Source organism: Amycolatopsis roodepoortensis (assembly GCF_024628825.1).
In the GTDB taxonomy this organism is placed as follows: domain Bacteria; phylum Actinomycetota; class Actinomycetes; order Mycobacteriales; family Pseudonocardiaceae; genus Amycolatopsis; species Amycolatopsis roodepoortensis.
Genome location: NZ_CP102415.1, coordinates 8,486,674 through 8,505,818, shown reverse-complemented (window position 1 = coordinate 8,505,818; position 19,145 = coordinate 8,486,674). Strand labels below are relative to the sequence as shown.

Below are 19,145 nucleotides of genomic sequence, written 5' to 3'. Positions count from 1 at the left end.
GTTTGCGTTACACAAACTATCTGTGCAAGATAGTAGGCATGACGAATCTGCTGCACATCGACTCGAGCATCACGGGCGAGCACTCGATCAGCCGCCGCCTCACCGCGCGTGCCGCCGCGGCCTGGCGCGCCGCGCATCCGGAAGGCACGGTCACCTACCGCGACCTGGGCGCCGACCCGCTGCCGCATCTGGACGCGACGGCCAACGCGGCCAAGGCGACCCCGCCGGAGCAGCACACCCCGGAGCAGGCCGCTGCCTGGCGGCTCATCAAGGAGCTCGTCGACGAGGTGAAGGCGGCCGACACGATCCTGCTGGGCCTGCCGCTGTACAACTTCGGCCCGCCGAGCACGGTCAAGGCCTGGGTCGACCACCTGATCGCGCCGGGGCTGTCGCTCGACGCCGAGACCAGGGAAGGCCTGCTCGGCGGCCGTGACTTCATCGTCGTGACCGCGCGCGGCGGCGGCTACGGCGAAGGCACCCCGCGCGAGGGCTGGGACCACGCACAGGCGTGGATCCCGCACGGTATCTCGTTGACCGGTCTCGAACCGCGCTTCGTCACCGCCGAGCTGACCATGGCGATGGTCAACCCGGCGATGGCGGAGCTGATCCCGTTGGCCGAGGCCAGCCAGGCCGAGGCCGAACGCGCCATCGACGCGCTGTGGACACCCGTCGCGGCTTGACTCGTGAGTGGTAAGGACGGTTCCAACCGTCCTTACCACTCACGAGGACTCAGCCGATGCCGGCGGCGAAGACGTGCATCGCGGTGTTCGACGGAAGCGTCACCGCGACGACCTCCTTCCCGGCGGTCAGCGGGACGGAGTTCGCGAACACCCGGTAAGGCGTGGTCGGATACGCCGCCCCCGCGCGGGTGTTCTTGCCCATCACGGTCGCGACCGTGGTCGCGCCGTACTGGGCCGGATCGGCACAGCACCAGTTGGGGAACCCGAGTTCGGCCTGGCTCGTACTGCCGTCGGCATAGCGGACGACGACGGTGCCCTTCGCCGTACCCGTCCCGGTTCCGGTCAGCACCAGTTTGGTGCCCGAACCGCGAACCGCGATGGTCTGGCCGGACGCGAGGACGTTGTCCTTCTGCCCGCCACCGGTCACCGGCCAGGTCAGCCGAGCACCGAGCGCGGAGAAGCCCGCACCGGGCTTGAGACCGGCTTCGGCGAGGCCTTCCGCCCGGAAACTGCTGCCGCCGCCATCGATGTCCCCCACCGCGACATGCGCCGCGTCGGTGACGCCGACGTTGCCGTAGGCCGAGGCCAGCGAAGCATGCGGCACGGTGACCGTCACCGAGTCGGTGACCCGGTTCTCCCCGAGCCGCGCCTGGTACGACGCCGACGCGGTGAGCTGGTAGTCGTCCGGCTTGATACCCGCGTCCGGTGTCACCCTCACCGGGACCTGGACGGTCCTGCCGGGCATCACCAGCCGTGGCCCGGCGGGCACCTCGACACGGAAGCCGTTGGCGGGCAAGGAGAACGAGACGTCGCGGACCGGCAGCGGGGTGCCGTTGGTGAAGCTCAGCGTGCCCGTCGCGGTCTGCCCCGGACCGGCGACCGCCGGCACGGAGAGAGCGACCGAACCGTTGCGGTCTTCGGGGAAGATCCCGCCGACCGCGCTCGTGCCGAACAGCCGCAGGTCCTGCCGGTCACCGGCGCCGATCTTGCCCGTCTTGACCCGCACGACCCCGCCGGTGGCCTGATCGAACCACCAGCCCGACGGTGCCGCGTCCAGTTCGGCCTTGCTGCCGTACTGCCGCAGGATCGAGGTCCCGGCCAGTACCGTCGCGGGCTTGCTTCCCGTGTGGACGGTCAGCTGGTAGTTCCGTGAAGCGGGCTTCCCTGCGTAGGAACCGGAACTGGCCCCGATCCCGACCGTCACCGTGCCAAGGCCGGACGTCGGCGCGTCCACGGTGAAGGTCTGCTTCGCCTGGTCGCCGTTCTTGTAGGCCCGCGTGACGCCGTCGTCCTCGGTGAGTGTGAACGAACCCTTGCCCTGCGGGTACACGTCGAGATCGAGCACGCCCTTGTCCCTGGTCTGCCACGACTTCGTGCCCTCGGCCCACATCGGCACCACGGCCCCGGCGCGGACGAACAGCGGCAGCGTGTCGAGCGGCGCGTCGTAACCGTCCACAGTGGTCGGACCGGTGTAGGTCTTGCCGCTCCAGTAGTCGACCCAGGTGCCCTTCGGCAGGTAGATGCCGTTGCGCACGGTCGAGTTCTCGTACACCGGCGCGACCAGGAAGTCCTTGCCGGACAGGAACTCGTACTTCGCCTTCTCGCCCCAGACGTTCGGGTCGTCCGGGTACTCGAGCGCCAGCGGGCGGACCTGCCCGACGCCGGTCTTGTGCGCCTCCACCGAATGGCTGTAGGTGTAGGGCAGCAGCCGCTCCTTGAGCAGCAGGTACTTGCGGTTGATCGAGGTGTACGGCTCGCCGTATCGCCACGGCTGCTTGTCCGACGCGGCCCAGCCGTCCATCGTCATCGAGACCGGCAGGAACGCCTTCCACTGCAGATCGCGGACGTAGGTCTGCGGGCTGCCGCCGAAGATGCCGTCGATGTCGCCGGTGTTGTACGCCATGCCGGACGTCGTGGCGCCGGCGTAGGTCGGGATCTGCCATTTGATGTAGTCGTACGAACCGGCCTGGTCGCCGCTCCACAGCACGCCGCAGCGCTGCGCGCCCGCCCAGCTGACCGGCGTCCAGACGAAACCGCGCGCGTCGCTGTTGTCCTCGATGCCCTTGTACGCGGTGTCGCAGGCGTCCAGCGCGAACTCGTACCCCGGGCCGACCCACGCGACGTCGAGTTTGCGGACCCGGACCCCGGCCTTGACCTCCTCGACCTGGTTCGGCACGCCGTTCTCGGTCCACAGCCCGAGTTGCATGTTGTTCTTGCGGAGGCCTTCACCGGTCTGCTGCAGGTTTTCGTACCCGCAGCCGTATCCGTCGTTGACGAGCATCCAGCCGTTGGGCATGCCGTGCTCGGTGTAGCCCTCCGCGACCTTGACCGCGTCCAGCGTGTGCCGCTCACCGCGGTTGGCGTTGTGCAGGTAGCAGTCGGCGTCACCGTGTTCGAGACCGTAGAGCGGTGGCAGGAAAGGCTTCCCGACCAGATCGGTGTAGCCGGTGATGACGTCCTTGAGCCCGTCGCCGACGACGTACGTCGCGTCGAAGCGGCGCTCGTCGTGCGTGGTGCGCACCGGCTCGGTGAAGGCGTAGGTGCCCTGCGCGAAAGTGTTGCGCAGCACGCCGTATCCGGCCGTGGAGGCGTAGAACGGCTGCGAGTTCGGGGCTCCGCCGTCGTTCCAGTTGTAGTCCGCGAAGATCCGGATCGTCTGCCCGCGGTGGCTGAAGCGGCCGTTCTGCTCGCCGCCGCCCACGAACTGCTCGGTCGCCGTCCGGGCGAGGGTCTGCGTGGTCTGTTTGCCGGTCCAGGACAGCGGCGCCGACTCCTCCCAGAGCCGCTTGCGGTCCGCGCCGTCGTACAACGCGAGCCGCAGCGGATGCTTGTACGCCCGCAGCGTCGCCTTGCCCGTGGAAATCGCCCAGTAGTCCCCCTTGTCCGTCCTCTTCGGCGTGACCGGGGCACCCGTACGCGGCAGCACGATCTTGCTTCCGGCCGGATCGGTGAACGTGCCGTCCGGCGCCAGCCAGACCCGGACGGCGCCTTCGGCCGGGAAGCTCACGCGTACCGCGGCGCTTCCCGAATTCAGGGTGACCGTGGGGCCTTCGGCGGAGATCCCGGTCAGATCGCCCAGCTTGCCGGACGACGCCGCGGCCGGATCCGCGTGGGCGGCGACCGGGGAAAGCCCGAGTAAGGCCACTGCGGCCAAACAACTCAGGGATTGCGCAACTCTGCTCATTCGAGACACCTTTCGCGCATGAATACGCAAGATGGTCTCTGTATAGCGCACGGTTCGCGCAAAGTCATCCGCCGAAGCGGTGCTGCCGACTTTCGTCGGGTCGCCCGAAGATCCTTATGGGGCAACGGGTACCCAGGTACATGAAGGCCCCCTTCCTGTACCTGGGCGCAAGGAAGGGGGCCTTCATGTACCTGGACTCAGACGGCCTGGACCTCGACGCCCGCGGCCTCGAACGCCCGCAGCACCTTCGGGTCGGCGTTGGAGTCGGTCACCAGCGCGTGCACCTGAGGAGTCGCGCAGATCCGCGCGAACGCGCGGCGGCCCAGCTTCGAGCCGTCGGCGACCGCGACGACGCGTTCCGCCCGCTCGACCATCAGCCGGTTGATACTCGCCTCGCCTTCGTGGTGCGCGAAGGCGCCCGCGTCCGCGTCGAACGCGTCGACACCGAGGAACAGCAGGTCGATCGTCAGTTCGCTGAGCACGCGCGTCGCCAGCGGTCCGCTGAGCTCGAACGACTGCGGACGCGCGACCCCACCGGTGACCACGATCTTCACGTGTGGCCGGACCGCGAGTTCGTGTGCGATGTTCAGCGCGTTGGTGACCACCGTCAGCCCTGGCGAATCACGGAGACCGGCCAGATCGGACCGCGTGGCCAGCGACCGGGCGACGCCGGCCGTCGTCGTCCCGCCGTTGAGGCCGACCACCATGCCCTGCGCGACGAGCGCCGCCGCGGCGACGCTGATCCGCTGCTTCTCGGGAACGTGCCGCGCGGTCTTGTACCGCAGCGGCAGGTCGTAGGCGAGATCGTTGGCCACCGCCCCGCCTCGGGTGCGGGTGAGCAACTGCTGCTCCGCCAGGTGGTCGAGGTCGCGCCGGATCGTGGCGGCGGAGACGTTCAGCTCCTCGGCCACGTCCTCGACGTCGATCTTCTCCCGCTGCCCCAGCAGGTCCAGCAGGGTGCTCAGCCGTTCGTGCCGGGCCATCGGCGCCACTCCTAGCTCGCTGCGGCCTATCGCGCATACCGGTGCGCTGTTGGCCACTGTTTCGAGCAGTATGCTGCATCGCGGTTGTCCGCCGCGGGCGGCACGCCGGTCGAGTGGCCCGGCCGGTCACTTCATCCGGAAGTCGTGCTGTTCCGGCAGCGGTTCATCGGAGACCGCCGCCCAGGTGTCGGACAAAGACGTCTCCCCTTCCCTGATGTTCGCGACCTCGAAACCGGCGTCGTACACGGCCTTTGCCCCGTCGGCGTCGCCGAGGGCGAGCCGGGTGCGGGCGGTCAGCAGAGCGATCCGCCCTTCCACGGGCATCCCGGCCAGCAGTTCACTCGCCTCGTCCGGGAGGCCGGCGGCGAGCTGGGCCGCAATGGCCTCGACGAGCAGAGGACGCAGTGACGGCGCGAGGGCGACCGCCCGCCGGTACAGCCAGGCGGCCTCGGGCCCGGCGGTGGCGACCGCGAGATTCCGCAGTGCCCAAGGGTTCTCGGCCGCCGACACGGACTCGCGCCAGGCGCCGACCGCGTCCGAATGCCGTCCGGCGGCCCAATGCGCGACGCCGCGGTGGTACCAGGTCAGCCAGTTCTTCGGGGCGTACTCCATGAGATCCGCCCAGTACCGGTTCACCAGCGTCGGCGGCGGCACCGCGAGCGGATCCCCGTCCGGCGGCGTCCCGTCGAGCAACGCGAGCCACGGCTCCTGGTCCGGCCCGAGCGACTCGTCCGGGAACGGTGTGCCGGGCAGGCACATCGGCGCCCGCCGGTTCTCCAGGGCGCCCCAGCCGGAACCGGTGGCCAGTAAGGATTCCGGGGTGACGTCGGCGATCTTGCGCCAGTCGCCGAGGTATTCGTCCAGGGTTTCCGCCGACGGCAGGCCGGTGGCGACGGCTTCCCGGGCCGCCGTCCAGTCCTCGCCGTGAACCGCCGTGGGATCCGCGGTGACCGGACCATAGGCCTCCAGCCAGTCCCAGCTCTCCCCCGGTGGCAAGCGCAGGTGCTCCAGCTGGGTGCGGGCCAACCCGGCCTGGATCTCCAGGTAGCCGCCCGCGCCGGGAGCCAGCCACTCCTGCCAGCGGCGTCCACCGGTGGATTCTCCCCACAGGAACAACTTGCGGCCCCGCAAGCGGCCGGTCGACGACTGCGCCAGCCCCGTGCCGTCGGCCTCGACCGCCGCGACCCACGGCCGCCCGGTCACCTCGAAGAAATAGTCCGCCGCGGCCTCGGCGCGAGCCGGATACGTCAGCTCGCCGGGCACGTCGACCAGGTCGAGCCGTCCCGAATAGCCGTAGTGCCATGCCTGAGTCGCGGGAGCGAGCACACGGGTGCCTTCGTTCTGCGGCACCGCGATGTTCGACCACCAGTACACCGGGACGTCGTAGGGATGCGGATTCCGCACCCGCACGGCCACGAGCAGGTGCTCCGAGCCGTCGGGCAGCCAGAAGTCGATCTGGTACGGCAGGTCGCGGGTGCGTTCCCATTCCCACAACCGCAACACCGGCGTGCCGTCCGGGCCCTCGATCTCCGCGGCGAACATCGGTTCGCAGGTCAGCGTCGTATGCCCGGTGCTCCCGAGGTTCCACTCGACACCGCCGGCGAACCACGCGTCCCGCAGCGCGAGGTTCGCGGGCTGGAACACCGGATTGCGGTAGAGCAGCTCACGCTCGGACGGCTTGTGGACCAGTGAGTACAGCCGTCCGCCCAGCGACGGCAGCACGGTGGCGCGGAGCTTGTCGTTCTCCAGCACCAACGCCGGGAGTTCGCGTTCCGTGCGATCCCGGGTGTAGCCGTCCTGCAGGAGGCACGGCAGCGGAGTGTCCAGGCGCCCGTACCCGATGTTCTCCGCCAGGTCCGGCGGTAACTCGTCCACATTGGACACCTTGGCCACCGCTTCGGGCTTCCGGAGCGGCGGCAACGGGTTCTCCGGCCCGAGGTCGGCGGCGGGCAGCAGCAACCCGGTGCGGTACAGGCGGGTCATGCGCCGGGGAGCCGATCGCCCGTGGCGGCGTCGAACAGGTGCACCGCGCCCGGTTGCGGCGTCAGGGTGATCGGCTCGCCGCGCTGCCACGGGGCCATACCGGGGGTGCGGACGGTCAGCACGCGGTCGCCGTCCCGGCAGTAGAGGTACTGGTCGCTGCCGAGTTCCTCGACGACCTCGACGACCGCCTCGAAACCGCCGTCCCCGATCGTCCAGCCCTCGGGCCGGACACCGACGACGATGCCGGGGCCGGTCAGCGCCGAGCGCTGTGCCGGGGTCAGCGGCAGCCGCGTACCGCCGACGACGGCACCGTCACTGTCCACAGTGGTCTCCAGAAGGTTCATCGCGGGCGAGCCGATGAACCCGGCGACGAACACGTTGACCGGCTTGGCGAACAACCCGACGGGCGTGTCGCACTGCTGCAGGATCCCGTCCTTCAGCACGGCGACCCGATCGCCCATGGTCATCGCTTCGACCTGGTCGTGTGTGACGTAGAGCGTCGTGATGCCCAGCCGCCGCTGCAGGGAGGCGATCTGGGTCCGGGTCTGCACCCGGAGTTTGGCGTCCAGATTGGACAGTGGCTCGTCCATCAGGAACACGCTGGGCTCGCGCACGATCGCCCGCCCCATCGCGACCCGCTGCCGCTGCCCGCCGGACAGCTTCGCGGGTTTCCGGTCCAGGTACTCGGTCAGGTCGAGCACGGCCGCGGCCTCGCGCACCTTGCGCTCGCGTTCGGCCTTGGCCATCTTCGCCAGTTTCAGATGGAAACCGATGTTCTCCCCCACCGTCATATGCGGGTAGAGCGCGTAGTTCTGGAACACCATGGCGATGTCCCGGTCCTTCGGCGGGAGTTCGGTGACGTCGCGGTCGCCGATGTGGATGGAGCCGTCGTCGACGCCTTCCAGCCCGGCGAGCATCCGCAGGGTGGTCGACTTCCCGCAGCCGGACGGGCCGACCAGCACCAGGAATTCGCCGTCGGCGACCTCGAGGTCGAGGCCGTCGACCGCGGGGCGTTCCACTCCGGCGTAGAACCGGGTGGTGTCGGAGAAGGTCACGGTGGCCATCAGGTCCTACTTTCCGGCGCCGAGGGTCAGGCCGGTGATGATCCGGCGGGCGAGCACGAGGTAGAGCACGAGCATCGGGAGCACGACGATCGCCACACCGGCGATCAGGCCGCCGTACTCCGACTGGTAGCTCGCGGCCCCGTAGAAGGTGAACAGCGCGCGCGACAGCGTGAAATGCGCCTGGTCCTTGAGGAACACGATCGCCAGCAGCGTCTCGTTCCACAGCCCGATGGCGTTCAGGGTCAGCGCGGTGATCATGCCGCCGCGGGTCAGCGGCAGCATGACCGAGAAGAACGTGCGCGTCGGCGAGGCGCCGTCGAGCGCGGCCGCCTCCTCCAGTTCGTCCGGCAGCGACCGGAAGAAGCCCGTCATCAGGAACACCGTGAACGGGATCGACAGCGCCACGTACAACACGAACAGGCCGAACTCGTTGTCCAGGTGCACCTTGCTGAGCACCACGAACAGCGGGATGATCACGGTCTGGAACGGCACGCCCATGCCGATCGCGACGACGTTCGTCATCGGCCCGGCACCGCGGACACCGAGCCTGGTCAGGGCGTACGCGCAGGGCGCCGAGACGGCGACCGTGACGACCGTCGCCAGCCCGACCAGTACCACCGTGGTCAGCACGGCTTCCCCGAAACCGGCGTTGTTCCAGGCGTAGATGAAGTTCCGGAACGGCTTGCCGGCCTTGAACCACTGGTACGGCAGGTCGAACGGCTTGGTGAAGATCTCTACCGGTGTCTTGAACGACGCCGTCAGCAGCCAGTACAGCACCAGGATGTTGCCGGCGGTGAACAGCCACACGATCGTGGAACCCAGTACCCGCAACGGGCTGAACCGTTTGGAACCGGGCGCCGGGCGCGGTTTGCGTGGCGGCTTGCGCACCGGTTTCGGCGACGGGCGCGCGGGCGCCTCGACGTCGGTGACGGACATGTGATCTCCCTCAGAACTGGATCGCGTCACGGCGCATCAACCGGCGGAGCAGGACGACGAGCACGGACACCAGCGCGATCATCGCCACCGCGCAGGCGCACGCGGCACCGAAGTCCGGGGTGCCGTTCGAGCCGAAGGTCCGGTCGAACACGTAGATCCCCAGCGTCCACGCCTCGTTGGGCGGGGCGTAGGTGCCCGGCCCGGCCAGCACGAACACCAGCTCGAAGATCTTGAGCGCGTTGATCGTCCACAGCACCCCGGCGACCCCGACGACGTCCCAGGTCATCGGCAGCGTGATGTTCTTGAACTTCTGCCACGGCGACGCGCCGCCCAGTTCGGCGTCCTCGTAGAGATACGGCGGGATGCGGTCGACCGCGGCCATCAGGATGGTGATGTAAAACCCCGAACTGGCCCAGATCAGCGAAGCCGTCACCACACCGGTCACATTGGACGGTGCGAGGAATTTCGCCGCGTCCGCGCCGAGGCTTTCCAGCACGTAGTTCGCCAGTCCCTGTTTCCCCGGCTGGTACTTGAAGACGAAGCCGAGGAACATGCCGAGCGCGACCGGCGCGACGATGTTCGGGAAGAACAGGATCGCGCGGACGATCTTGCCGCCCTTCATGTCCCGCAGCACCATCGTGAACAGGAACGCCAGCGCGAACGTGCCGATGCCGCCGAGGAACACGTAGATCAGCGTGTTGCGGAAGGCGTACTGGAACGAGTCGCTCGCCCACATCTGCGTGTAGTTGGTGACGCCGTTGGGTTCCGGCGTGTCCCCCGCCCCGGCCCAGCTGGTGAAGCTCAGCACGACGGTCGCGATCGTCGGCAGGACCAGGAAGGCCAGGTACAGCACCAGCGCCGGCGCGGCGAACGGCCAGAACAGCCGTTTCTTGCGACTCAGGTGCGCCCCGGCCTTCACGGCCCGCACCGGCGTCGTGACCGTCGCCATCAGCCCTGGTTCTTCCAGAACTCGGCGCCCTTGGTGGCGAGCTGGTCCACGAACTGCTGCGGGGTGATCTGCCCCTTCAGCAGCGCGATGTCGGCGGGGTCGAAGACGTCGGTCTGCCATTTGCCGCCGGCGACACCGTCGATCCCGTCGTACTGCAGGACGTGTTCCTTCTTCGGGTCGTCCAGCGCGGCCTTGACCTGCTTGAGGTCGTCCGGCACGGCGAGGTCGGCACGCGGCACGAGGTTGTCGGCCACGATCGGGATCCCGGCGAGCAGGTCCTTGTTGAGGAAGTAGGCGATGAACGCCTTGGCCGCCTCGGGGTGCTTGGCCTTCTTGGTCACCGAGAAGCCGATCGACATCTGCTCGACGGTGTCGTGCGTGGCGCCTTCGGGCATCGGGAACTGGAAGGAACCGTAGTTGATCTTCGTCCCGGCACCCTGCTTGTCCAGGTACTCGCGGGTCTCGCTCGGCGCCCAGCTGCCGACGTAGAGGAACCGGGAGTCGCCGTCGGCCCAGCGCTGCTGCACCTGCGGGAACTTCGCCGCGTCCCAGCCGTCGATGAAGTACTTGGGCAGCTTCGCGGTTTCGGTGGCGGCCTTGAGGAAGCCGGGATCGGTCTTCCACGCCTGACCGGTCTTGTCGGTCGCCGCCTTGTACAGCCCGCCCGCGCCGACGTACCGCTCGGCGAGCTGGGTGTAGAAGTACATGTTGTAGAACGGGATGTCGCCGTCGAGGCTGATGGCGGCCTTACCGTCGGCCTTCGCCTTGTCGAACAGGCCGATCAGCTCGTCCATCGTCTTCGGCTGCTGGATGTCGCCGGCGGTGTCCTTGTTGAACCACCAGGCGCTCGACTGGATCGTGTACGGGACCATGAAGTTGTGGCCCTCGCGGTCCTTGTTCTGCGGGAAGTCGTACGAGCTGGGCGAAAGCACGTCCTTGACGGTCTTGTCGCCTTCGCCGACCTTCATCGCGAACACGTCGTCGACGCTCTGCGTGCCGCCCGGCGTCATGACCGCCGCGCCGACCTTGCTGACGTCCTGGTCGAACAGGTCCGGCACGGCGTCGGTGTTCAGCGCGGGCACCAGGTTCTGCGTGTAGGCCTTGCGGCCCAGCCACTGCACGTCGACCTTGACGCCCGTCTTCTCCTGGAAGCATTTGAAGGCCTTCTGGAGGACCTTGCCCTGCGGCTCGTCGGCCGTCCACATGGACCAGTACGTGAATTCCTTGTCCGTGGCGGGTTTCACCGCCGCCTCCGGACAAGGCGCGTTGAGGAACTGGTCGACGCCCGGGAGCGCGTTCTCGCCGGTGCCACCGGCGACGTCCCCGCCGCCGCATCCCGCGAGCAGGAGCGCCGCCCCTGCCATCGCTGACACCGCTGTCGTGAGCCTGCCTACCCGCATCCGCCACCACCTGGATCGAAGATCACACAAGTTCTGCTTGTTGTTGCGCAGTTTTGTGAGGTTTCGCGCACATGTCAACAGTCAATCGCGCAAAGTCTGCTCAATCGTCACCTTGACCGGTTCAATCCGATCAAGCTTGAGCACTCCCAGCAACCGCCGCACCTCGACGGCGACCGCGGCGCGCCCGGCACCGAGATACTTTCGCGGGTCGACGCGCTCCGGATGCGCGCGCCAGTCCTCCGCGGCGGCCGCGGTGAACACCTTGTTGAGCTGGGTGGCGATATTGATCTTCGTCATCCCGGCCCGGACCGCCTCGGCCAGCCCGTCGTCGGGCACGCCCGACGAGCCGTGCAGCACGAGCGGCACCGGCACCCGCTCCCGCAGGCGCGCGATCAGCTCGAAGTCCAGCGCGGCGTCACGGGTCAGCATGGCGTGCGAACTGCCCACCGCCACCGCGAGCGCGTCGACCCCGGTGGCCGCGACGAACTCCGCCGCCTCGTCCGGATCGGTGCGCGCCCCGGGCGCGTGGACGCCGTCCTTGCCCCCGACCTCGCCGAGTTCGGCCTCGACCCAGACGCCGTGGTCATGGCAGTACGCGGCGACCTCACGGGTCGCGCGCACGTTGTCGGCGTAGTCCAGTTTGGACGCGTCGAACATGACCGACCCGAAACCGAGCGCGACCGCCTCACGGACCAGGTCGGCCGATTCGGCGTGGTCGAGATGCACCGCGACCGGCGTGACTGCCTCTCTCGCCGCGGCGAGCGCCGCGGTTCCGATCGGCGCCAGCGAACCGTGGTACTTCACGGCGTTCTGGCTCAGCTGCACGATCACCGGTGCTTCCGCCGCGGCGGCGCCGTCGATGATCGCGGTGAGGTGTTCGAGCTGGATCGCGTTGAACGCGCCGCAGCCGTGCCGCGCGGCCGCGGCGGCTCCGACGATCTCCCCGGTTCCCACCAGAGGCATGGCAGTTCTCCTAGTCCGGGCGGGCGCGCACGGCGACCAGCCCCTGTTCGGCTTGGTAGTGCGCGAGGTCGACGTCGCCGGCGAGCGGGCCGAGTACGGCCGCCCCGGACAGCGCGACGGCCCGGCGCAGGATGTCCGGCCACGATTCGGCGCGGCTCAGCCCCAGCGCCAGCGCGGCGACGACGGCGTCGCCCGCGCCGGTGGTATTGCCGCGGAGCGCAGTCGACGGTGCCGCGTGCCAGGTGCCGGAACCGGTCACCGCCAGGAGCCCCTCTGGCCCGAGCGAGACCACGACGGCACCCGCCCCGGCCTTGCGCAGCTCCCTCGCGGCGGCCACCGGATCCCGCAGGCCGGTGACCTCGCGCAGTTCGTCGGCGTTCGGTTTGACCACGGACGGTCTTCCGGCGAGGCCGTCGAGCAGCGCCTCGCCGGAAGTGTCCAAGATGGACGGTGCGCCGCCGAGGAGCCCGGCGTATCCCCCGGCTCCCGGCGGCAGGCTGCCCGAGCAGACGAGCACGTCCGGCTTCCGGGCCCGGACGGCCGTCGCAAGCGCTTGCCATTCGTCCTCGGTGAGCCGTGGGCCGGGCTCGTTGAGCAGCGTGACCGATCCGTCGTCCGCGAGAACCGTGGTGGTGCGCCGGGTTTCGCCGCCGATCGGCACGACGCCCGCCGGGATACCCGCCGCCGCGAGCTCACCCACGACGGCCGTTCCCGTCGGGCCGCCCGCGGTGAAGATCGCGCGGACGTCGGCGCCGATCGTGTGCAGCACGCGGGCGACGTTGACGCCCTTGCCGCCCGCCCGCTGCCGCACGGTCCGCACGCGGTGCACGTCACCGGGCCGTAGACCGTCCACTGTGTACGTGACGTCCAGCGCGGTGTTCGGCGTGACGGTGACGATCACGGCGAGCTCAGGTCAGGACGACGGAACGGGTGAGGCTGCGGGGGTTGTCCGGGTCGAGTCCCTTGCGGGCGGCGATGGCCCCGGCGACGCGCTGCGCGCGGACCAGGTCCGCCAACGGGTCCAGGCCGCTCTCGACGAACAGGCCGCCCGCGCGGGCGACGTCGTCGGCCAGCCCTTCCGGCGCCTGCCCGAACATCCAGGTCACCCGGCCGGGTTCGCTGATACTGATCGGGCCGTGCCGGTAGTCCCAGGCCGGGTACGACTCCGTCCACAGCAGGCAGGCCTCGCGGAATTTGAGCGCGGCCTCGTTCGCGATGCCCACGGACCAGCCGGTGCCGAGGAAGCTGAACTGCTCCGCGGTGACCAGCTCGTCGGGCAGCGGTTCGGCGAGCACGCGTTCGGCCTGGTCGGCGACCGCGGTCAGGTCCTCGCCGAGATGGGCGCGCAGCATCGCCAGCGCCGTCGTGGCGAACCGGGTCTGCACGACCGAGCGTTCGTCCACCACGGAGAGGTCGACGATCTTGTCCGCGGCGGCCTCGATCTCGCGCGGCACGCCGGTGATCGCGATGGTCGGCGTCCTGCCCCGCAGCTTCGCCAGCAGGGCGTGGACCTCGGTCGTCGTACCCGACCTGGTCAGCGCCACGACGTGGTCGTAGCCACGGCCCTCCGGGAACTCGGACGCGGCGAAGGCGTCGGTCTCGCCGAGCCCGGCGGACTCGCGGAGGACGGCGTACGCCTGGCCGATGAACCACGACGTGCCACAGCCGACGATCGCGACCCGCGCGCCCGGCGGCGGCAACAGGTCACTGTTCGCCGAGGCCAGCGCCGCCGCTTCCCGCCAGCAGCCGGGCTGGCTCGCGATCTCCGCCGCCATGAAGGTCCCGCTCATGAACTCCCCATCCGTGCCAGTTGTGCGCAATAGCTGTCACGTTAGGTGCAGTTTTGTGCAACGTCAATGCTCTATTAGCGCACTTTCAAGCATTTGCTCCGCGCAGATGTGCAGGATGGCCCGGTCGCCTACCGTGGGCGGATGCGGATCGTCTCGCTGCTCCCTGCCGCGACCGACTTCGTCGCGACCCTCGGGCTCCTGCCGTCGCTGGCCGGCCGGACCCATGAGTGCGACTGGCCACCCGGCGCGCTGGACGACGTCCCGGTGGTCACGAGCAGCGCGATCGACCACGACGTGCTGTCGAGCCGGGAGATTTCGGCGGCCGTCGGCGGCGAGCATCGCGGCTCGGCCCTGTACTCCCTCGACGCCGCCATGCTCGCGGCGGCCGAACCCGACGTGGTGCTCACGCAGGATCTCTGCGACGTCTGCGCGGTCTCCTACCGGCAGGTCTCGGAGACCGTGCGCGCGCTGGACGGCGACATCCAGGTGGTCAGCCTCGAACCGCGAACGCTCGACGGCATCTTCACCTGCTTGGCCACGCTCGGCGAAGTGCTGGGCGTCCCCGAACGCGCGGCTCACGAGACTCGCCTTCTCCAGGAACGCTGGGAGGCGGTCCGGGTTCGCGTCGCGGGACGACCGCGGCCGAGGGTGGCCGCCATCGAATGGCTCGACCCGCTCTGGCCCGCCGGGCACTGGGTCCCGGAGCAGATCGACGCCGCCGGCGGCATCCCGCTGCTCGCCGCCGCGGGCGAGCACACCCGGCCGATCACGTGGGACGCCGTCGCCGAAGCACGACCCGACGTGTTGCTGCTCATGCCCTGTGGCTTCCCGCCGGAGCGGACAGAGGCGGAACTGCGTCTGCTGACCGGCCTGCCGGGCTGGGACGACATCCCGGCAGTGCACGTCCTGGACGGCCCAGCCTACTTCAACCGGCCCGGCCCGCGCGTCGTCGACGGCGCGGAGATCCTCGCCGAGCTCTTCCATGGGTGACCGGCGTCACATCGAACGCTGTCACAACCCCTCCGCCCCACTCGTCATGTGTGCAGGAACCGACGGAGAGGAAAGATCATGGAACCGCGAATCAACCTGTTCGAGAACGACGTCATCCTCAAGTACGTCAAGCGTCTCGGCGCCGCGAACCGGCCGATCGAGGAGTCCTCGCTGCCCCACGCGACCCAGGAACTGGTGAAGCTGCGCGCCAGCCAGATCAACGGCTGCGGTTTCTGCACCGACATGCACAGCAAGGACGCCGCGCACGCCGGCGAGACCTCGGTGCGGCTCAACCTGGTCGCCGCCTGGCGGGAGGCGAACGTGTTCACCGAGCCCGAGCGCGCGGCTCTCGCGCTCACCGAGGAGGGCACCCGGATCGCCGACGCGCACCACGGCGTCAGCGACGACACCTGGGCGCAGGTGCGCAAGCACTACGACGACGAGCAGATCGGCGCCCTGATCGCGTTGATCGCCGCGATCAACGCGTACAACCGGCTCAACGTCATCGCCAGGACGCCCGCCGGCGACTACCAGCCCGGCATGTTCGACTGATCCTCGCGTCCACCGACAAGAGGATCGCTTCGCCGGACAACGATCGAGAGGCGACGGGCTGCTAAACCTGCGGATACCAGCGACCCGGAGGTTTCAGCCCGTGCGACTCGACGTCCGTTTCTTCCCCGTGACCGGGACCCATCCGCTCAGCACCGACCTCGTCGGGCTCCGCGCGAATTTCCATTACGGCTCCGGGAACGTGCTGGAGCAGCACTACGCGGACCGGACCACGATGATCTGGACCGGTGTGTCCGGTGATTTCGCCGGTGTGCGGCAGAAGGAAGCGACACTGCGCGTCTTCGAAACCGGCCCGGCGCAGTATTTCGTCACCTGGTACGAGACCGGGACCGTCGCGACGGCCGCGCACGGCGAGATCTTCGACGGCGGTTATCCCATCGCGGTGATGGCCGATTTCGGCCGTTCGATCGCGACGGCTGCCTATACGAATCCGCGCGAGGACGGCGGGCAGTACTTTTTGGTGGACCAGGCGACCATCGAGATTCTGGAGAAGCCGCACGGATGGCCCTCCTTTCCCGCGCCGCGTGGGTCTTGAGCGTTCTGTGGAATACGGCGAACGTGGCGTAGGGGGTGTCGCGAAAGCCACTTTCGGGACATCAGGCGTCGCGAAAGTGGCTTTCGCGACATGGGCGCCGGCGGTGAATGCTCCCTTCACCCACCACTCCACGTTCGCCTATACGCTTGACACCCGAACGCCGCTCTCCGCTTGATCCCGCCGGCGAAGTTAACCCCAGGCCCGTGCCGGGTATCTGACGGTCATGAGCCGATCGACAGTCGAGCACTCGTCCCGGTCGAACACCCGGCATCTGACCGTGCCCCAGGGCGTCGCACTGTATGTCGGCGCCGTCCTCGGCACCGGTCTGCTGGTACTTCCCGCGCTGGCGGCCAAGGCGGCGGGTCCGGCTTCCCTGATCGCCTTCCTGGTCCTGGTGCTGGTCTCCGCCCCGGTCGCGGCGACCTTCGGCGCGCTGGCGGGACGGTATCCGGACGCCGGCGGGCCGGCGACGTTCGCCCTGCGGGCGTTCGGGCCGAAGACCTCGGCCGTGACCGGATGGTGGTTCTATTTCGGCACCCTGGCGGGAATGCCCGCCGCCAGCGCGTTCGGGGCGGCCTACATCACCGAACTGGTCGGTGGCGGCCGGACGATGACGATGTTCCTGGCCGCCGTGCTGGTACTCATCGCCATCGGGGTGAACCTTTTCGGCGTGCACCTGTCCGGCCGTGTGCAGTTGGTGCTCACCGGTTTCCTGGCACTCCTCCTGGTCGGCGCCGTGGTGCTCGCGGCGCCGAAGGCGGACACGGCCAACGTCCAGCCGTTCGCGCCACACGGCTTCTCCGGTATCGCGACCGCGATCAGCCTGCTGGTGTGGGCCTTCATCGGGTGGGAGACCGTGACCCATCTGGCCCCCGATTTCCGGAATCCGCGGCGAGATCTGCCCTTGGCCACGGGAATCTCCATCGTCGTCATCGGTGTGCTCTATCTCGCCGTCGGCGGAATGACGATTCTCGTGCTCGGCCCGCGAGCCGGGGAAACCGAAGCGCCACTGGCCGCGTTGCTCGGCGAAGGGCTCGGTACCTCCGTTCGAGTGGTCGCCGCGGTGATCGCCGTCGTGGTCACCCTGGGGGTGCTCAACGTGTTCGTGGCGAGTATGGCGAAACTCGGCGCGGCGCTGGGCCGTGATGGCGCTCTGCCGCATTGGCTGGCCAAGGGCAGCCGATCGGGTGACGTTCCGAGGCGCAGCCTGCTCGTGGTGACCACCGGGACCGCGATCAGCTTCCTCGTCGCGATCCTCACCGGATTCGAGCTGGAACAGGCGTTGCTCGCGGAGAACGCCTGCCTGATCGCGATCTACCTGGTGGCGATGGCCGCCGGGGTCCGGCTTCTGCCGTCCGGCGGCAAACAACGGTGGTTCGCGGTGATCGCGACGGTCCTGGTGTTCGGCGTGCTCCTGCTGGCGGGCTGGTACCTGTTGTTCGCGGCGGCGCTCGCCGTGGGGGCACTGCTCTACCTGAAGTTCTCCAGAAGGTCCGCTGACGCCTGAGCGGACCGGGCCGCGGTCATCCCGGCGAGCCAGCGCTCGAACGCCGGCACACCGTGACCGAGGACGGTGAGCGCGTGGCTGCCGACGATGAAACCGTCGGCTCCCTGCCGCGCGACCGCTGCGACGTCGTCGGCGTCCCGGATGCCGAAAGCGGTGTAGACAGGCAGGTCCGGACGAATACGCCGGATGTCACCGATACGGCGGCCGAGCCCATCGTCGATGGTGCCCGCCCGTCCGGTCTCGGCGCTGAGCGCGAGATACACGAATCCGTCGCCGCTGCCGAGCACGCCGGCCTCTTCGTCGGTGAGGTGCCCGGCCGTCACCCGCAGCGGTGGCACCAGGGCGAGTCCGCGGCGGCGCGCCCGGGCCGCGTACTCGGGAAACGGCCGGATGTCGTGCTCACAGAGCAGACCCGCGCAACCGGAAAGGATTTCGTCACCGGCACGCCAGTCGTCGGCGGCGGGCCAGGCCGATCGGTAGACGATCCCGACCCGCACCGGCGCCTCCGCCAGCCATTCGCGCAGCCGGGACGAGCGCGGGTCCAGGGTGTCCGGCCCCGCCTTCGCCAGCGCCTCCGCGACGACGCTCCCGGTGCTGGCGGAGAAGCCCGCGTCGAGCAGGATCGGGAACTCGACGAAGTCCACTCCCGCGGCCACCGCGGCACGGACGGCGGCGAGGCTGGTGTCCCAGTCGGGGAAACCCGGGATCAGGTAGACGCCGAATCCCAGTCTTCCGTTGATGGCGACGCTCTCACGAAGACCGGCACTCATACCGGTTGCTCCTGCCTGGAGGCGGCGATGTTCATGACCCGCAGCGCACAATAGGTCTCCCACAACGTCGAACCAGGGTTCGTGCTGAACCCGCCGTCGGGTTGCGCGCATCGCTGGACCGCGGCGTGCAACTCGGCCCATGGCCAAGCCAGGTTCAGCAACTGAGCGGTTCGCGCACCCCAGTAAGCGCTCGCGAGCGACCATTCCGCGCGCGACGGCCGCATCCGGATGTGCCCGAAACCGTCGTCGCACGAGATGACGAACGGAGCGCTCGCCTGTGCGTCGGCGTGATCGTCCTCGGTTCCGAGCCATTGCCGGATCGCGACCGAGCAATAGGTCCGTTCGATGTCGGACGGACCGTCGGGCAGGAGCGCACAGCCATGATCGTCCCCGGTACACGCGCGCAGGAACGCGCGGATCTCGGCGGCGCCGTCCGGTTCCGGCCGGGCGTCGAGGATGATCAGGGACCTGACCCCGTAGAAGAGGTCGTCCATGTCGACGACGATCCTGCCGCCGGCGACGAGCGCCTCGTCCACCCACCGGACCACCGCGCCGGCATCCGGCACGGGGACCCCGGCGAGCTGATACAGCCGCAAGGCGTAGTACGTCGCTCCCAAGGACGGTGCCCCGCCCCGGAACATCGCGTAGGCGCCACCGGTCCGGGCCGCCGAGGCGAATTCCAGCTCCGGCCGCGTCAGGCCGGTTCCCCGCATCGCGCGGATCTCGGCGCCGAACCGGGCGGCCTCGAGGCTGGGACCGCTTTCATCGGTCTCGACGAGCAACCCGTCGCTGTCACGGCAGGATTCGACGAAGGTGAGGGCGTCGGTCATGGTGTGCTTCC

At 69.2% G+C, this 19,145-nt stretch carries 17 protein-coding genes; 5 read left to right on the top strand and 12 right to left on the bottom strand.

Annotated elements, in window-relative coordinates:
* Window positions 1-38: 38 nt before the first annotated feature.
* Window positions 39-680 (top strand): FMN-dependent NADH-azoreductase, encoded by a 642-nt coding sequence (locus NQK81_RS40930; RefSeq protein ID WP_257485777.1) that lies wholly within the window; start codon window positions 39-41, stop codon window positions 678-680.
* A 49-nt stretch (window positions 681-729) separates the two neighbouring features.
* Here the strand turns inward: NQK81_RS40930 and NQK81_RS40925 are convergent, their stop codons facing one another.
* The 10 genes from NQK81_RS40925 to NQK81_RS40880 form a co-directional block, all read right to left on the bottom strand.
* The gene (locus NQK81_RS40925) at window positions 730-3,864 is read right to left on the bottom strand and encodes a TIM-barrel domain-containing protein (RefSeq protein ID WP_257485776.1); all 3,135 of its coding nucleotides are present in this window, start codon (window positions 3,862-3,864) and stop codon (window positions 730-732) included.
* 197 nt (window positions 3,865-4,061) lie between these two features.
* Entirely contained in the window at window positions 4,062-4,847 is a 786-nt protein-coding gene (locus NQK81_RS40920) for a DeoR/GlpR family DNA-binding transcription regulator (RefSeq protein ID WP_034316006.1), read from the bottom strand.
* A 126-nt stretch (window positions 4,848-4,973) separates the two neighbouring features.
* Window positions 4,974-6,830 carry a DUF5107 domain-containing protein gene (locus tag NQK81_RS40915; protein ID WP_257485775.1) on the bottom strand — a complete coding sequence of 619 codons (1,857 nt, stop codon included), beginning with the start codon at window positions 6,828-6,830 and terminating at the stop codon, window positions 4,974-4,976.
* Window positions 6,827-7,894: an ABC transporter ATP-binding protein gene (locus NQK81_RS40910; RefSeq protein WP_257485774.1), complete on the bottom strand. Its 1,068-nt coding sequence runs from the start codon at window positions 7,892-7,894 to the stop codon at window positions 6,827-6,829. The genes NQK81_RS40915 and NQK81_RS40910 overlap by 4 nt, the downstream gene beginning before the upstream one ends.
* 6 nt (window positions 7,895-7,900) lie before the next feature.
* Entirely contained in the window at window positions 7,901-8,830 is a 930-nt protein-coding gene (locus tag NQK81_RS40905; protein ID WP_257485773.1) for a carbohydrate ABC transporter permease, read from the bottom strand.
* A gap of 10 nt (window positions 8,831-8,840) precedes the next feature.
* Window positions 8,841-9,779 (bottom strand): carbohydrate ABC transporter permease, encoded by a 939-nt coding sequence (locus NQK81_RS40900; RefSeq protein ID WP_257485772.1) that lies wholly within the window; start codon window positions 9,777-9,779, stop codon window positions 8,841-8,843.
* Window positions 9,779-11,179: an ABC transporter substrate-binding protein gene (locus tag NQK81_RS40895; protein ID WP_306856012.1), complete on the bottom strand. Its 1,401-nt coding sequence runs from the start codon at window positions 11,177-11,179 to the stop codon at window positions 9,779-9,781. The genes NQK81_RS40900 and NQK81_RS40895 overlap by 1 nt, the downstream gene beginning before the upstream one ends.
* An 81-nt stretch (window positions 11,180-11,260) precedes the next feature.
* Window positions 11,261-12,142, bottom strand: a complete 882-nt coding sequence (locus NQK81_RS40890) for a class II fructose-bisphosphate aldolase (RefSeq protein ID WP_126734142.1) — start codon at window positions 12,140-12,142, stop codon at window positions 11,261-11,263.
* A gap of 10 nt (window positions 12,143-12,152) precedes the next feature.
* The gene (locus tag NQK81_RS40885) at window positions 12,153-13,043 is read right to left on the bottom strand and encodes a 1-phosphofructokinase family hexose kinase (RefSeq protein WP_257485770.1); all 891 of its coding nucleotides are present in this window, start codon (window positions 13,041-13,043) and stop codon (window positions 12,153-12,155) included.
* Window positions 13,044-13,050: 7 nt separating this feature from the next.
* On the bottom strand, window positions 13,051-13,932 hold the full coding sequence (locus NQK81_RS40880) for an SIS domain-containing protein (RefSeq protein ID WP_126734144.1): 882 nt from the start codon (window positions 13,930-13,932) through the stop codon (window positions 13,051-13,053).
* A 141-nt stretch (window positions 13,933-14,073) separates the two neighbouring features.
* On the opposite strand from NQK81_RS40880, the gene NQK81_RS40875 reads away from it, so the two are divergent.
* The 4 genes from NQK81_RS40875 to NQK81_RS40860 all read left to right on the top strand — a co-directional run bounded on the left by NQK81_RS40875 (window position 14,074) and on the right by NQK81_RS40860 (window position 17,534).
* The gene (locus NQK81_RS40875) at window positions 14,074-14,922 is read left to right on the top strand and encodes a cobalamin-binding protein (protein WP_257485769.1); all 849 of its coding nucleotides are present in this window, start codon (window positions 14,074-14,076) and stop codon (window positions 14,920-14,922) included.
* A gap of 78 nt (window positions 14,923-15,000) precedes the next feature.
* Window positions 15,001-15,474 carry a carboxymuconolactone decarboxylase family protein gene (locus NQK81_RS40870; RefSeq protein ID WP_126734146.1) on the top strand — a complete coding sequence of 158 codons (474 nt, stop codon included), beginning with the start codon at window positions 15,001-15,003 and terminating at the stop codon, window positions 15,472-15,474.
* A 100-nt stretch (window positions 15,475-15,574) separates the two neighbouring features.
* Window positions 15,575-16,027, top strand: a complete 453-nt coding sequence (locus NQK81_RS40865) for a MoaF C-terminal domain-containing protein (RefSeq protein WP_257485768.1) — start codon at window positions 15,575-15,577, stop codon at window positions 16,025-16,027.
* Between the two features lie 223 nt (window positions 16,028-16,250).
* The gene (locus NQK81_RS40860) at window positions 16,251-17,534 is read left to right on the top strand and encodes an APC family permease (protein ID WP_257485767.1); all 1,284 of its coding nucleotides are present in this window, start codon (window positions 16,251-16,253) and stop codon (window positions 17,532-17,534) included.
* Here the strand turns inward: NQK81_RS40860 and NQK81_RS40855 are convergent.
* Together NQK81_RS40855 and NQK81_RS40850 are read right to left on the bottom strand one after the other, a co-directional pair.
* Window positions 17,498-18,304: a tryptophan synthase subunit alpha gene (locus NQK81_RS40855; RefSeq protein WP_257485766.1), complete on the bottom strand. Its 807-nt coding sequence runs from the start codon at window positions 18,302-18,304 to the stop codon at window positions 17,498-17,500. The two genes, NQK81_RS40860 and NQK81_RS40855, sit on opposite strands and share 37 nt — an antisense overlap.
* Window positions 18,301-19,134 (bottom strand): prenyltransferase/squalene oxidase repeat-containing protein, encoded by an 834-nt coding sequence (locus tag NQK81_RS40850; RefSeq protein ID WP_257485765.1) that lies wholly within the window; start codon window positions 19,132-19,134, stop codon window positions 18,301-18,303. The genes NQK81_RS40855 and NQK81_RS40850 overlap by 4 nt, the downstream gene beginning before the upstream one ends.
* Window positions 19,135-19,145 lie beyond the last annotated feature (11 nt).

Excerpts from the sequence above, each read along its gene's own strand:
- NQK81_RS40930 (WP_257485777.1), top strand. The coding sequence starts at position 39 with ATGACGAATCTGCTGCACATCGACTCGAGCATCACGGGCGAGCACTCG.
- NQK81_RS40925 (WP_257485776.1), bottom strand. The coding sequence starts at position 3,864 with ATGAGCAGAGTTGCGCAATCCCTGAGTTGTTTGGCCGCAGTGGCCTTA.
- NQK81_RS40920 (WP_034316006.1), bottom strand. The coding sequence starts at position 4,847 with ATGGCCCGGCACGAACGGCTGAGCACCCTGCTGGACCTGCTGGGGCAG.
- NQK81_RS40915 (WP_257485775.1), bottom strand. The coding sequence starts at position 6,830 with ATGACCCGCCTGTACCGCACCGGGTTGCTGCTGCCCGCCGCCGACCTC.
- NQK81_RS40910 (WP_257485774.1), bottom strand. The coding sequence starts at position 7,894 with ATGGCCACCGTGACCTTCTCCGACACCACCCGGTTCTACGCCGGAGTG.
- NQK81_RS40905 (WP_257485773.1), bottom strand. The coding sequence starts at position 8,830 with ATGTCCGTCACCGACGTCGAGGCGCCCGCGCGCCCGTCGCCGAAACCG.
- NQK81_RS40900 (WP_257485772.1), bottom strand. The coding sequence starts at position 9,779 with ATGGCGACGGTCACGACGCCGGTGCGGGCCGTGAAGGCCGGGGCGCAC.
- NQK81_RS40895 (WP_306856012.1), bottom strand. The coding sequence starts at position 11,179 with ATGCGGGTAGGCAGGCTCACGACAGCGGTGTCAGCGATGGCAGGGGCG.
- NQK81_RS40890 (WP_126734142.1), bottom strand. The coding sequence starts at position 12,142 with ATGCCTCTGGTGGGAACCGGGGAGATCGTCGGAGCCGCCGCGGCCGCG.
- NQK81_RS40880 (WP_126734144.1), bottom strand. The coding sequence starts at position 13,932 with ATGAGCGGGACCTTCATGGCGGCGGAGATCGCGAGCCAGCCCGGCTGC.
- NQK81_RS40875 (WP_257485769.1), top strand. The coding sequence starts at position 14,074 with ATGCGGATCGTCTCGCTGCTCCCTGCCGCGACCGACTTCGTCGCGACC.
- NQK81_RS40870 (WP_126734146.1), top strand. The coding sequence starts at position 15,001 with ATGGAACCGCGAATCAACCTGTTCGAGAACGACGTCATCCTCAAGTAC.
- NQK81_RS40860 (WP_257485767.1), top strand. The coding sequence starts at position 16,251 with ATGAGCCGATCGACAGTCGAGCACTCGTCCCGGTCGAACACCCGGCAT.
- NQK81_RS40855 (WP_257485766.1), bottom strand. The coding sequence starts at position 18,304 with ATGAGTGCCGGTCTTCGTGAGAGCGTCGCCATCAACGGAAGACTGGGA.
- NQK81_RS40850 (WP_257485765.1), bottom strand. The coding sequence starts at position 19,134 with ATGACCGACGCCCTCACCTTCGTCGAATCCTGCCGTGACAGCGACGGG.